Consider the following 12,763-nt stretch of genomic DNA (forward strand, 5'->3'; position numbering starts at 1 on the left):
AGGAATGAAGAATTCCCAGGCGACAATTCCTCATTCCTCATTCCTCATTCTTCATTCCTCATTGATTTTCAGATGAAGCCCGACTTCTCTTCGATTCCCTACAACGCCGCTGCTATCCCCACCGCGCCCGCTGCCTCGGAAACCGCCGCCACCCTCACGCCCGAAGGCATTGCCATCAAGCCCGTGTATACGGCGGCCGATGTGGCCCACCTCGACCACCTGGGCTTTGGCGCGGGGCAGGCACCCTACCTGCGCGGGCCCTACGCCAGCATGTACGTGCAGAACCCGTGGACCATCCGGCAGTACGCCGGCTTTTCGACGGCCGAGGAATCGAATGCGTTTTACCGCCGCAACCTGGCCGGCGGGCAAAAGGGGCTGAGCGTGGCCTTCGACCTGGCCACCCACCGGGGCTACGATTCCGACCACCCTCGCGTGCAGGGCGACGTGGGCAAGGCTGGCGTGGCCATCGACTCGGTGGAGGACATGAAAATTCTCTTCGACCAGATTCCGCTCGACCAGATGTCGGTGAGCATGACTATGAACGGGGCCGTGCTGCCGGTGCTGGCCTTCTACATTGTGGCGGCCGAGGAGCAGGGCGTGAGCCCGGATAAGCTGACCGGCACCATTCAGAACGACATTCTGAAGGAGTTCATGGTGCGCAACACCTATATCTACCCGCCTGCGCCGAGCATGCGCATCATCGCCGACATTTTCAGCTACACGGCGGCGAAGATGCCCAAGTTCAACTCCATTTCCATCTCGGGCTACCACATGCAGGAAGCCGGCGCCACCGCCGACCTGGAGCTGGCCTACACCCTGGCCGACGGCCTCGAATACGTCCGCGCCGGCCTGGCGGCGGGCATGAAGATTGACGAATTTGCCCCGCGCCTGTCCTTCTTCTGGGCCATCGGCATGAACCACTTCATGGAGATTGCCAAGCTGCGGGCCGGCCGCTTGCTCTGGGCCAAGCTCATTAAGCAGTTCAACCCCACCAACCCCAAGAGCCTGGCCCTGCGCACGCACTGCCAGACCTCAGGCTACTCCCTCACCGAGCAGGACCCGTACAACAACGTGGCCCGCACGGCCATTGAGGCCCTCGCCGCCGCCCTCGGCGGCACCCAGAGCCTGCACACCAACGCACTGGATGAGGCCATTGCCCTGCCCACCGACTTCTCGGCCCGCATTGCCCGCAACACCCAGCTCTACCTCCAGCACGAAACCGACATCACCAAAGTCGTGGACCCCTGGGGCGGCTCCTACTACGTCGAAACCCTCACCCACGAGCTGGCCGACAAGGCCTGGGCGCTCATTCAGGAAGTGGAATCCCTCGGCGGCATGGCCAAGGCCATCGAAACCGGCCTGCCCAAGCTGCGCATCGAGGAAGCCGCCGCCCGCAAGCAGGCCCGCATCGACTCGGGCAAGGAAATCATCGTGGGCGTGAACAAGTACCAGACCACCGAGAAGACGGAGGTCGAAGTGCTCGACATCGACAACGACGCTGTGCGCACCAGCCAGATTGCCCGCCTCAAGCAAGTGCGCGCCGACCGCGACCCCATCGCCGTGAAAGTGGCCCTGGCCGCTATCACCGAGGCGGCTGCTGGCCGCCTCGGTGAAATGAAGAATGAAGAATTAGGAATGAAGAATGACCCATTGGCTTCTGCTGAAAATTCCTCATTCCACATTCCTCATTCCTCATTCGAAGCCAGAGAAGTAAGTTCGCAGAACTTACTAGCTCTGGCGATAAAAGCCGCCCGCGCCCGCGCCACCCTCGGCGAAATCTCCGATGCCCTCGAAGCCCAGTACGGCCGGCACCAGGCCACCACGCGCACCGTGGCGGGCGTCTATTCCCAGGAAATGAGCCACAACGCCGCCTTCGAACAGGCCCGCACCGCCGCCGATGATTTTGCCGCCCGCGAAGGCCGCCGCCCCCGCATGCTGGTGGCCAAAATGGGCCAGGACGGCCACGACCGGGGCGCGAAAATCATCGCCACCAGCTTCGCCGATGTGGGCTTCGACGTCGACCTCGCCCCCCTCTTCCAAACCCCCGCCGAAGTAGCCCGCCAGGCCGCCGACAACGACGTGCACGTAGTCGGCGTGAGCAGCCTCGCCGCCGGCCACAAAACCCTGCTCCCCCAGCTTCTCGCGGAGCTGCAGCAGCTCGGCCGCGAAGACATCCTAGTCATCGCCGGCGGCGTCATCCCCGCCCAGGACTACCAGTACCTCTACGATGCCGGCGTGGCCGGCGTGTACGGCCCCGGCACGGTCATCGCCACCGCCGCGCTGGAGATTCTGGCGAAGCTGGGGGAGTAAACATTATTTACTTTTATTGCTATGGCTGAACGTCTGATTATTCGAAATTTCGCTGGTATCGATGAAATCGATATTGAATTAGGGCGCATCAATATTTTTATTGGGGCACAGGCAAGTGGCAAAAGCATTTGCGTCAAGTGCCTCTATTATTTCAAAGGGTGCATCAACAGTTTGCTTCGGCAGGCTATTCAGCCCCGCCTTCCAGTAGAGAATTTGGACAGTCTTTTCGAGGCGGGATTTTCTGTCATGTTTGACGAGACAGCATTTCAGAGTAACTCAATATTACGCTACAGTGATGGGGAGAACTTTATCCAAATCGTTAGTAATGGACGACAGATAAAGGCAACTTATTCCAATTTCTATGCGGACCTCTTCAATCGGGCCCGCAAGGCTGTCACTTCTCGTGTTGCTTCTTCGCCAGAAGAAGAAGCTTTTTCAGACACTGCCATCTATGTTAGATTCAAGCAAGCTGCAGCGCAAGCACTAGGGACCTTCGGCACCAGTACCTTGCTGTTCGTTCCAGCGAGCAGGGCTGCGTACTCTTTGGTTGGGGAACCTCGTTCGGACGACCAATTTTCTATCGACCCATTCGTAAACAACTTTCGCCCGTTTTATGCAGCGTTTAAACGCAGTGAATCATTGGCACGTGCTGAACTGCGAAATTCAATAATCAAGCGGCTCACGGCTGAAGTTTTACAAGCTGAATTCCTTAGACTGAAGGAAGACGAATTTATTATTCAGGTACCAGATACACCTGTTCCGCTTTCAGTCGCTTCTTCTGGTCAACAGGAAGTTTTGCCTGTGGTCTTAACGCTCCGCTACCTAGCACTAGCGGCCCGAATAGAGCCGGAAATTGCTATTATCGAAGAACCTGAAGCTCATTTGCATCCTACAGCTCAGAATGCATTGGCTCAACTTATGTCCGCCGTGTACAACACTCGCAAGGCTCCCCTACAACTCTTCCTCACCACTCACACCCCCTATCTGCTCACGGCCTTCAACAACTTGATTTATGCCGGCCAACTCGCCGATACACTTCAAGACGATGCCCCTGGCTTAGCTAAGCTAGAAGCGGTAGTACCAAAAGAGTTGCGCTTAAATCTGGCTGATTTCCGCGTCTATGGCTTAGAAAACGGTAGGGCCACGCTGATGATTGACGAAGAAACGGGCTTGCTGCGGGCTGATTCGCTCGATAGCGTGTCGGACGTAACGGCCGACCAATTCGGTGATTTGATGGCTCTGGACCCCGCCATTCATTCATGAAAATTCCTGCTCAGTACCGCCGGGTGCGTACCGACCGGACCATTGTAGCCACCGATTCTTTAGGGGGAGCCAGCAAGTTCATCCTGCAAAACCCCAAACTATACGAGGTGGAGGAGCTGCGGCCGGAAGAATTTATTCCCGCCGCCCCCGGAGTGCACCGGTGCGATTACGTGTATAGCGTGGCCACCATCGGGCAAGAGCTATACGTGGAGTTGAAAGGCAACCGGCTCACCGATGCCCTCACCCAATTGGAAAGCACCCTGGCGCTGCTAAGCCTACCGCTGCGCTTCAAATCGTGCTTTGTGGTGCTGAACCGCAGCCCCAGCAACTCACCGGAAGTGCAACAACTGCGCATTCGGTTCGAGAAACGCACCGCCTGCAAGTTGACTGTACGCAGTCGCCAATACGAACACATACTCTAACCCCAGGCCCGCCCCATCCGGCGGGCCTTTTGCGTGCCCGAAGCCCCGCTCTACAGCCCCAAGGCTAGCAATTGCCGCTGATGCCGCTGTTGATTTTTGAGGGAGTACGACTGGTGCCTACCGCACGTCGAGCGGGGTGCTGGCCACCTGGCCGTTGTTGAGCAGCGCGCGCACCCGGTACAGGCCGGCGGCGAGGCCACTGAGCGATACCGCATACGGCCCGGCCTCAGTGGGCAGCGCCTGCTCGCGCACGGGGCGGCCCAGCGCATCGAGGAACACCAGCCGTCCGCCGCCGGCGGGCAATTGCAGAGTGGTGCTGCCGGCGGCGGGGTTGGGAAAAGCCGTCAGGGGCTGCTCGGCCGTGGCCGTGCGGGCGGCGAGCACGCTGCCGGCCGTGAGCCGGGCCACCACCGCATCGGACCCGCCGGTAGATACCGGCAGGGTGCCGAACTGGACGCTGCCCACAGCATAGCCGGCGAAGTAGGTGTTGCCGGCGGCGTCGGCGGCCAGGGCGTAGCCGCCGGAACTGTCATTGGTGCCCACGTTCACAGTTTGGCCGGCCCACACGGCCGTGCCCTGGCCGTCGTAGCGCACCACGTAGGCGGCGCTGGTGGTCGAGGCAAGCGTGGTGGCACCAAAGAGGGCCGTGCCCACCAAGCGGCCCGTTACCAGGAAGCCGCCGCGTCCGTCGTACACCACGCCGTTGATGGGGTAGTAGCCGTTGGCGGGTCCGGCAATGCGGCGGGTCCAGACGGGCGCGCCCTGCGCCGTGAAGCGGGCCACGTACCGGTCGCTGGCATAAAAGCCGCCCACCACGGCGTTGCCGGCCCCGTCGAGGGCCAGGGCGGTTCCGGCGTCGTCGTCGGGGCCGCCGGCGGTTTGCACCCATTGCACGGTTCCGGCCGCATTCAGCTTGCAGAGGAACACGTCGCCGCTGCCTGCGTTGGGCGGCACGATGCCGCCGAAGGAGGTATTGGAGTAGGCCCCACCGGTGAGGTAGGCATTGCCGGCACCGTCCAGGGCCAAGTCGTTGAGGTAGCCGTCGTCGCTCACGCGCCGGCTCAGCAGCAGGGTTCCGGTGGGCGAAAAGCGGTAGAGGTACACGCCGCCGCCCGTCAGGGGCGTGCCGCCAAACGAGACGTTGTTCAGGAAGTCGCCGGCAATGGTCACGTTGCCGCTGGCGTCGGTGGCCACCCCGTAGAGGAAGGCCACACCCGTGTTGCCCACGCCGCCGGCCACCGCCTGCCGCACCCACTGCTGCACGCCCTGGGCGTCGTATTTTACCAGAAAGGCATCCAAGGCATTGCCCGCACTTGAGACGGTGGCGGTGAGGGTGGTATTGCCCAGCGTCAGGGAATTGTAAAAATCGCCGGCCAGATAGGCATTGCCCGTGGCATCGATGGCGACTTTGGCGTGCACCTGCTGGGTGCCCGCGTCGAGCTTGGTGGCCCAGAGCACGGCGCCGGCGGCGCTGTATTTGGCCAGGTACAGGTGGCCGGTATTCGTGCTGCCGGTCATGGTGATGGAGCCCAGCGTGAACGAGCCCGCAAACCGGCCCGATACGTACTGGCTGCCATCGGCTGCAACGGCAATGCTCTCGGCACTGCTAAAGCCGGTGCTGGCAGCGGCAGGCAGGCGCCGCACAGCGGCCCAGGTAGGGGCGGTTTGGGCCTGGCTGGGCACTGCGGCCGCGCCAAGGCATAGGGTGGCCAACACGCCCCAGCGGGGCAGCACGGCGCGTACCGAAGTAAAGAAGTCCATAAGCGGGGGGATTCAGCAAGTAGTGGAAAGAAAATATCTCCGCGAAGATACCCCGCGCGCGGCATGGGCCACTTCGAAGGCCGCCCCGGCGCCCTGCACTGGCCCCAACGGCCGGATTATGCGTAGGTTGGGCCCGTCAATCGCTCTTTTCTCTGCAAACTATGGCGCTGCTCAGCAACTTCCTCGTCGGCCTGGTGGCCGTCGTTCACCTCTATATTCTCTGGCTGGAAATGTTTGCCTGGACCACCCGCGGCCCCAAAACCTTCCGCTCGTTGCGGCCGGAGCTCTTTGAGTCCACCAAAGTGCTGGCCGCCAACCCGGGGCTGTACAACGGCTTTCTGGCCGCCGGCCTCGGGTGGGCGCTGCTGATTTCGGACCCCGCCTGGCACCGCTACGTGGCCAGCTTTTTTCTGGGCTGCGTGGCCGTGGCGGGCCTCTACGGCGCGGCCACGGCCGGCGGGCGCATTCTGCTGGTTTAGACGCTGCCGGCCGGGCTGGCGCTGGCGGCGCTGTGGCTTGGGGCGTAGGGTGCCTTAATCGGGCTGCCGGAACACAAACGGCACGGCCAGCACGCGCGATACCCGCACGGGCTTGCCCGCCATGCGGCCGGGGTTCCACCAGGGCATGAGCCGAATGACGCGCAGGGCTTCCTGGTCGAGGCCGTGGCCGCAGCCCTTGGCCACTTCCGCGTCGGTAATGCGCCCCTGCTCGTCCACCACAAAGCTGACGAATACCGTGCCCGAGAAGCCTTTATCCAGGGCCTCCTGCGGGTAATGCGCCGTCTGCCGCACAAAGGCACGGTAGGCCGACTCGCCGCCGGGAAACGTGGGCAGCTCTTCGGCAAAATTCAACACCTTGCTTTGGCCAGCGTTAGCGGCAGCTGCCGCAGATTCGGCCGGCGCATTGGCGGCCACAGAATACATTTTCACGGTGAGGGAATTGCCCCCGACCACGGGCACCAGCTGGTCGCGGTAGCCCTGGCACTTGAACACCAGCACCGATTTCGTTTCGCTCAGCGGCAGCAGGAATTCGCCGGTGGCGTTGGTGCTGGTGGCCTGCGGGGTGCCCTGAATGGTGACCACTACCCCCGGCAACGGCTTCTCCAGCTCCGTGACGACGCGACCGGCGACCACGGGTGCCGCCATAGGGTTTCCGATACCAACTGCGGGCACGGCTGCCGCGCCGGGCGCGCCGGCAACCAACAAATGACTAACAAACAGCAGCGTAGTAGTAAGTAACATAGGAGGTGGGATTTGGGAGTGGATGGAAAGAGCAAATGCGGAAAAACACGCCGTTGAACGCGTTAGCAAACGAATTTGAACGCCTAGGGAACCAGGGCGCCCCACCTGAATTGCCAGAAATGAAATTGTGGTATACCGCAGTTTCGTTTCGGAGGATTCCGGTTATTAGCATAACAAATTCTCAAATAAATCCATTTATAATATATAGCAAACCCGCCCTGGGTATTATGTATAACAAGCTAATTACCTTACATAAACGATATCTACGGAACAAATAAAGCGAATCTATTCTCAAATGCAAATTATTTTTTCCTATGAATGACTATATCTATCCAAACTTAGCCGATATTCATTAAAAATGCACTTTTTAAATAATCTACGTTTTTCCACTGCCGGTTGTTTCAACACTTATCAGCACTTATCAGCCAGCTGGCGTCGTCGCAATGCACATCCTGGAATTCGTGGCCGGCCTCTAAGAATGCGGCCTTCCGGCGATGGCAACGGGTGGCTGACATACAATTTCCATCTGAGCTGGTTTAAGCCGAACAATAGCTTCTTTCCCTTACTTCCCCTCCGTATGGATTTGCAACTCACCCACAAGCTTGCCCTCGTTACCGGTTCCACGGCCGGCATTGGGCTGGCCATTGCCCGCCGCCTTGCTGCCGAAGGGGCCGAAGTCGTTATCACTGGTCGCACAGAAGGACGCATCGAGGAGGCCCGGCGGGCTATTCTGGCCGAAACCCCGCAGGCGGTGGTGCGGGGCGTGGCGGTCGACTTCGGCAAGGCCGAAGAGGTAACTCAGCTGCTGCGCGCAGTGCCCACGGTGGATATTCTGGTCAATAACGTGGGCATTTTCGAGCCCAAGCCCTTCGCCGAAATCACCGACGAGGATTGGCTGCGTTTCTTTGAAGTGAACGTGCTGAGCGGGGTGCGCCTCTCGCGCCAGTATTTCCCGCTGATGCTGGCCAAAAACTGGGGCCGCATTCTGTTCATTTCCAGCGAATCGGCCCTTCAGATTCCGCAGGAGATGATACACTACGGCACCACCAAAACGGCCCAACTCGGCGTGGCCCGCGGGCTGGCCGAACTCACGGCTGGCACCGGCGTTACGGTCAATTCCGTACTGCCCGGCCCCACATCGTCCGAGGGTGTCGACGAATTCATCCGGAAAATGGCCGCCGATGGCAAGTCAAAAGAAGAAGCCGAGCACGATTTCTTCCAGAACGACCGGCCCACCTCCCTGCTCAAGCGCTTCATCACGACCGATGAGGTGGCCAACATGGTGGCCTACCTGGCCAGCCCGCTGGCGGCGGCCACCAACGGCGCCTCGGTGCGGGTCGATGGCGGGGTCATCCGCAGCATTGGGTGAGGCGGCTTGGGCCTTGCTCAGGCCCCCGGCCGCTCGTGCGCCAACTCGTGCCGCACCCGGCTCAGCGACTCGGGTGTGATGCCCAGGTACGAGGCAATCAGGCGCAGGGGCAGGCGCTGCGCCAGCGTGGGATAGGTTTGGATGAAGTCGAGGTAGCGCACCTTGGCCGGCGCGCTGAGCAGCAGCACCAGCCGCTGCTGCATGGCATAAATCCGGTTGGTGAGCATGGTGAGCGACAGTTCGGAATCGCGCACGGTGGGCAAGCCTTTCTGGTGGTAAAACAAGGCATCGTAGAGCAGCACCTCGGATTCCTCCACGGCGTCGATGGCAAAAAGGGCCGGCGCGTGGTGCGTGAGGCTGTGCTGGTCGGCTATCCACCACTGCTCGGGGGCAAACTGGAGGATGTGCTCCTTGCCCTGGGCGTCGACTACGAAAGACCGCAGGCAGCCCCGCGCCACAAAAGCCCCGTGCCGCGCCACCTCGCCCGCCGCGTGCAGCACCTCGTGCCGCCGCAGGGTGCGCGGCCGAAACAGCTGCCGCAACACGGCAAACTCGGCATCGGGCAGCGGGGCGCGCTGCTCGAAATAAGCGCGCAGGGCAACATACGGGTCGGTTTTCACAGCCCCAAGATAAGCCGGTGAAGCGCGAAGCCTGATTTCTTACCCTACCTCAAGGCGGAGCCACCAGAAGCGCCGGAAATTTGTGGCTGTATTCCATCAGTTCCTCCACTGTGCAGCGCCGCCCTTTCCTCAAAGCCCTGGGCACGCTGCCCCTCGCCACCGCCGCCATGCATCTTCAGGCCCTCCACGCCACTGCTGCCACTTTTGCCAGAACGGCGCCCATGCCCGTGCTCTTCGTGGGCCACGGCTCCCCCATGAATGCCCTGGAGGACAATGCGTTCACGCGCCGGCTGCGGCAGGTGGGCGAAGACCTGCGCCGCAACCGGCCGCCGCAAGCCATTGTGGTGGTGTCGGCGCACTGGCTCACGCGGGGCACGTTTGCCACGCTGAACGAGCGGCCCAAAACCATTCACGATTTTGGGGGCTTCCCGCAGGCGCTGTTCGACATGCAGTACCCGGCCCCCGGCGCGCCGGCACTGGTGCGCGACCTCATGGCCCAGGTGCCCGATGTGCACGGCACCGACGAGTGGGGCCTCGACCACGGCACCTGGACGGTGCTGCACCACCTGTTTCCGGCGGCCGATGTGCCCGTGTTCCAGCTCAGCATGGACGCCACCAAGCCGCTGGACTGGCACTTCGACTTTGCGAAGCAACTGCAGTTTTTGCGGGAGCGGGGCGTCCTCCTTGTGGGCAGTGGCAACGTGGTGCACAACCTGCGCCAGAGCATGCCCAAGCTCATGGCCGGCGACTCGCAGCCCTACGATTGGGCCATCGAATTTGATGAGTGGTTCAAGGGCCACCTGCTCAGCGGCAACTACCGCGCCCTCACCAACTACACAGCCGCCGGGAGCAGCGGCCCGCTGGCCGTGCCCACCCTCGACCACTACCTGCCCACGCTCTATACCGTAGGGCTGGCCGGAAAAAACGAGCCCGTGCAGCAGCTGTTTGAAGAAGTAAGCTTCGGCGGGCTGGGCATGCGCACGTTTATGGTGGGATAAGAAGGAAAAACCGAACGTCCTGCTGAGCGCGGTCGAAGCATCTCTGCCGCAATAGTATATCCTGTCAATTGGATGGCTAACGCACGCGAGATACTTCGACAAGCGCCGCAGGACGTTTCTTGCTTCTAGCTGATTCTACTCCTTGTCAGCGGGGTTTCCGCCCAGCAGGGCCCAGGCTTCTTCGTTGCCTTGCTGGCCGGCCAGGTGCAGGGCGGTGAGGCCGCGTGCGTCCCGGATGGTGGTATCGGCGCCGGCTTCGAGCAGCAGGTGCACGAGCTCGTTGCGGCCAAACAGGGTGGCAAACATGAGGGCGGTGCCGCCGTTGCCGTTTTGCAGGTTGAGGCCGGCGCCGTGCCGGATGAGCTGCCGCGCAATTTCGGGGTAGCCCTTGAAGCTGACGCCCATCAGGGCGCTGTTGCCGGAGGCATCCTGAATGTTGGGGTCGGCGCCGGCTTCGAGCAGGAAATTGGTGGCGTCGAGGTGGTTGTCGTAAGCCGTGAGAATGAGGGCCGTGAAACCCTTGGGATTGGTCGTATTGATGTCGAGGCCGGTGGCCAGCAGCTCTTTTAGGTCGGTTACGTTGCCGCGGCGGGCGGCGTCAAACAGCTGGTCTTCGGGGCGGGCGGAAGAAAAATCCATGAGGTGGTGCGGGGTACAGTTTGCGCAGTATTCGGTAAGTAGCCGGCAAGGGTTGGCAAAAGTTTTCCGCCTGCCCCACCATGTTGGGCCGAGCAACGCGGGCTGTTGTTCCTCAAAACCTTGCGGAAAGCCATTTTTAAGTAGCCATACCGAAATGCCTGTACCCGAAAAGACCGTCCTGCGGTGCTTTTACTGCAGCAAAGATGCTTCGACAAGCGCCGCAGGACGGCCTGATTATTTTTGGGCTTCTTGCTACCGGTTTCTCCTCAAAACCGAAGCAGCACCACCAGCATCAGCACGGAAAGCAGGGCCCCAACGGCGGCCGTGTTGATGTAAGTTTCGGGGGTGTGGCCGGGCCAGACGCCCACCGCCGTCACGGCCAGCAGCAGCAGCGGCAGCAGGAAAAAAGTGCCATAAATGGTGCCGCTGTACGGTTGAAACGGCGCCGACCCATCGGGCGAAGCCGGCGAGCTGACGCGCTGCACCACGCCCAAAAGCGGGGTTTGCCACACGGCTATGCGCTCCCCCTGCCGAACCCGGTGGCTGATGTCGCCGGGCAGGCGGAACGTTGTGTGTTCGGTATGCACCCGGTAGGCCATCTGCGGGTTGGACAAGGGAGCCGATACGGCCACCGGAAAGCGGGTTTGCACGGTTTCGTGGGCATAGTGGCGCAGGGGCAGGGCCCAATCGAGCACCAGCAGCAGGCAAACCGCCAGCAGCGCCAGGTTGAGGCGGCGCCCCCACCGGGCAAGCAGCTGCATGCGCTCGTCGGCAAAGCGTGGCGGCCGCGACGGTTCGGCCGGCTCCTGGGCCAGCAGCACGTCGTAGGCCACGCGGCGGCGCGGGTTGCCGAGGATGCCGTAGCCGTCTTCGATTTCGGCGAGCCGGTTGCGCATGGCGGGGTCGGCGGCCGCCAGGCGACGCAGGCGGGTGCGCTGGCGCAGGTAAGCCTGCTCAATCTGCGGGGCCGTGGCCGTGGGGCTGACGCCTAAAACGCGGTAATAATTCTGCATAATCCGAAACGCGGCGAGGCCCTAAAATACGGCGTAGTTGCTGTTTAGAAAACGTACCGGCCGGGCGGCTATTGCCCGGCACGCGCCAGGACCGTACTTCGCGGCACCATGAGTGCTCTGCCCGTTGTTTCTGCTCCTGTTCCACTCGTTTTGGCGTCGACTGCTTCGCCTCCGGCGGCTTGGAGCGCACTCGAAGTGGCGGAGGTGCGCGGCAAGTCGCGGCTCATTGCCTGCAAAAACATCCAGCCGCTGAAGCTGCTGCAGCCGGCCTCGCACGGCCCCGCCGTGCACGTGGTGCTGAGCAGCTACGGCGGCGGCATGGTGGCCGGCGACGCCATTCGGCTGCGCGCGAAGGTTCAGGCTGGCGCGCGGCTCATCCTCAGCACGCAGGCCAGCACGAAGATTTTTCGGTCGATTGACGGGGCCGTGGCGGAGCAACACACGGCAGGAGAATTGGGTGAAAATGCGCTGGCCGTGGTGTTTCCCGACCCGGTGGTGCTGCAGGCCGAAAGCCGCTACCGGCAGGCGCAGGAGTGGCACTTGCAGCCGTCGTCGCTGCTGTTGCTGGTGGATTGGTTTCACTCCGGCCGCATGGACCAGGGCGAGCGTTTTGCCTTCCACGCGCTGCATTCGGAACTGCGCGTGCGGGTGGCGGGCCGGCTGGTGGCGCTGGATAGGTTTGCCTTCAATCCCGCCGAAAACATTGCCACTTCGCCGGCCAACTTCGCCGGGTATCAAACCTTCTTCTCCGTTTTTCTGGTCGGCAGCCCCGAGGATGCGCGGTTTCGGTTGTTAGGAGAAATACTGGCTCAGCAGAAGATGCCAGGTAGTACGGGGCCGCATTTCAGCATCAGCAGTCAGCCCTACGCGGTGTCGGTAGCGCGGGCGCGGGAGAACGTGTGGGTGCTGCGGGCGGCCGCGCACAGCCGGATGGACCTGCAGCCGCTGTGTGACGCGCTGCTGGCCGGGCTGGCGGACGAGCAGTTGTTGGGGTATAATCCGCTGGCGCGGAAGTATTAAAGCTGCTTCGTTGTGAATCATTAAAAAAAGAACGTCATGCCGAGCGTAGCCGAGGCATCTCGCGTGCAGAAGTAAATCCAATCATTGGGATTACTACCACAAGCGAG

The 12,763-nt window shown here is 61.8% G+C and carries 12 protein-coding genes; 7 read left to right on the plus strand and 5 right to left on the minus strand.

Annotation, left to right across the window (positions count from 1 at the left end):
• Positions 1-72 precede the first annotated feature (72 nt).
• From scpA to JKL48_RS14010, 3 genes are read left to right on the plus strand one after another with little or no spacing between them, the layout of a single operon-like run.
• Positions 73-2,310 carry a methylmalonyl-CoA mutase gene (scpA, locus tag JKL48_RS14000; protein ID WP_201983628.1) on the plus strand — a complete coding sequence of 746 codons (2,238 nt, stop codon included), beginning with the start codon at positions 73-75 and terminating at the stop codon, positions 2,308-2,310.
• 21 nt (positions 2,311-2,331) lie between these two features.
• Entirely contained in the window at positions 2,332-3,573 is a 1,242-nt protein-coding gene (locus JKL48_RS14005; protein WP_201983511.1) for an AAA family ATPase, read from the plus strand.
• Positions 3,570-3,995 carry a hypothetical protein gene (locus JKL48_RS14010; RefSeq protein ID WP_201983512.1) on the plus strand — a complete coding sequence of 142 codons (426 nt, stop codon included), beginning with the start codon at positions 3,570-3,572 and terminating at the stop codon, positions 3,993-3,995. Before JKL48_RS14005 ends, JKL48_RS14010 begins: the two co-directional genes overlap by 4 nt.
• A gap of 117 nt (positions 3,996-4,112) precedes the next feature.
• Here JKL48_RS14010 and JKL48_RS14015 read toward each other — a convergent pair whose 3' ends face one another.
• Positions 4,113-5,756, minus strand: a complete 1,644-nt coding sequence (locus JKL48_RS14015) for a hypothetical protein (RefSeq protein ID WP_201983513.1) — start codon at positions 5,754-5,756, stop codon at positions 4,113-4,115.
• Between the two features lie 161 nt (positions 5,757-5,917).
• Between JKL48_RS14015 and JKL48_RS14020 the strand changes: the two genes are divergently transcribed.
• On the plus strand, positions 5,918-6,235 hold the full coding sequence (locus tag JKL48_RS14020; protein ID WP_201983514.1) for a DUF1304 domain-containing protein: 318 nt from the start codon (positions 5,918-5,920) through the stop codon (positions 6,233-6,235).
• Positions 6,236-6,289: 54 nt separating this feature from the next.
• Here JKL48_RS14020 and JKL48_RS14025 read toward each other — a convergent pair whose 3' ends face one another.
• On the minus strand, positions 6,290-6,997 hold the full coding sequence (locus JKL48_RS14025) for a TonB family protein (protein ID WP_201983515.1): 708 nt from the start codon (positions 6,995-6,997) through the stop codon (positions 6,290-6,292).
• A 577-nt stretch (positions 6,998-7,574) separates the two neighbouring features.
• Here JKL48_RS14025 and JKL48_RS14030 point away from each other — a divergent pair.
• Positions 7,575-8,366, plus strand: coding sequence for an SDR family NAD(P)-dependent oxidoreductase (locus JKL48_RS14030; RefSeq protein WP_201983516.1), 792 nt, complete (start codon positions 7,575-7,577; stop codon positions 8,364-8,366).
• A 17-nt stretch (positions 8,367-8,383) separates the two neighbouring features.
• On the opposite strand, the gene JKL48_RS14035 is transcribed toward JKL48_RS14030, so the two are convergent.
• Positions 8,384-8,986, minus strand: a complete 603-nt coding sequence (locus JKL48_RS14035; RefSeq protein WP_201983517.1) for a Crp/Fnr family transcriptional regulator — start codon at positions 8,984-8,986, stop codon at positions 8,384-8,386.
• A gap of 110 nt (positions 8,987-9,096) precedes the next feature.
• On the opposite strand from JKL48_RS14035, the gene ygiD reads away from it, so the two are divergent.
• Positions 9,097-9,984: a 4,5-DOPA-extradiol-dioxygenase gene (ygiD, locus tag JKL48_RS14040; RefSeq protein ID WP_201983518.1), complete on the plus strand. Its 888-nt coding sequence runs from the start codon at positions 9,097-9,099 to the stop codon at positions 9,982-9,984.
• Positions 9,985-10,119: 135 nt separating this feature from the next.
• Here the strand turns inward: ygiD and JKL48_RS14045 are convergent, their stop codons facing one another.
• Positions 10,120-10,623, minus strand: coding sequence for an ankyrin repeat domain-containing protein (locus tag JKL48_RS14045; RefSeq protein ID WP_201983520.1), 504 nt, complete (start codon positions 10,621-10,623; stop codon positions 10,120-10,122).
• A gap of 266 nt (positions 10,624-10,889) precedes the next feature.
• Complete coding sequence (locus tag JKL48_RS14050; RefSeq protein WP_201983522.1) at positions 10,890-11,636, minus strand: J domain-containing protein; 747 nt, start codon at positions 11,634-11,636, stop codon at positions 10,890-10,892.
• Between the two features lie 108 nt (positions 11,637-11,744).
• Here JKL48_RS14050 and JKL48_RS14055 point away from each other — a divergent pair, with 108 nt between their 5' ends.
• Positions 11,745-12,656, plus strand: a complete 912-nt coding sequence (locus JKL48_RS14055; RefSeq protein WP_201983524.1) for an urease accessory protein UreD — start codon at positions 11,745-11,747, stop codon at positions 12,654-12,656.
• Positions 12,657-12,763: the final 107 nt, after the last annotated feature.

Source organism: Hymenobacter rubidus (assembly GCF_016734815.1).
GTDB lineage: Bacteria > Bacteroidota > Bacteroidia > Cytophagales > Hymenobacteraceae > Hymenobacter > Hymenobacter rubidus.

Coding starts and splice junctions, on each gene's coding strand:
- JKL48_RS14005 (WP_201983511.1), top strand. CDS start 2,332: ATGGCTGAACGTCTGATTATTCGAAATTTCGCTGGTATCGATGAAATC.
- JKL48_RS14010 (WP_201983512.1), top strand. CDS start 3,570: ATGAAAATTCCTGCTCAGTACCGCCGGGTGCGTACCGACCGGACCATT.
- scpA (WP_201983628.1), top strand. CDS start 73: ATGAAGCCCGACTTCTCTTCGATTCCCTACAACGCCGCTGCTATCCCC.
- JKL48_RS14055 (WP_201983524.1), top strand. CDS start 11,745: ATGAGTGCTCTGCCCGTTGTTTCTGCTCCTGTTCCACTCGTTTTGGCG.
- JKL48_RS14045 (WP_201983520.1), bottom strand. CDS start 10,623: ATGGATTTTTCTTCCGCCCGCCCCGAAGACCAGCTGTTTGACGCCGCC.
- JKL48_RS14020 (WP_201983514.1), top strand. CDS start 5,918: ATGGCGCTGCTCAGCAACTTCCTCGTCGGCCTGGTGGCCGTCGTTCAC.
- JKL48_RS14030 (WP_201983516.1), top strand. CDS start 7,575: ATGGATTTGCAACTCACCCACAAGCTTGCCCTCGTTACCGGTTCCACG.
- JKL48_RS14015 (WP_201983513.1), bottom strand. CDS start 5,756: ATGGACTTCTTTACTTCGGTACGCGCCGTGCTGCCCCGCTGGGGCGTG.
- JKL48_RS14050 (WP_201983522.1), bottom strand. CDS start 11,636: ATGCAGAATTATTACCGCGTTTTAGGCGTCAGCCCCACGGCCACGGCC.
- JKL48_RS14025 (WP_201983515.1), bottom strand. CDS start 6,997: ATGTTACTTACTACTACGCTGCTGTTTGTTAGTCATTTGTTGGTTGCC.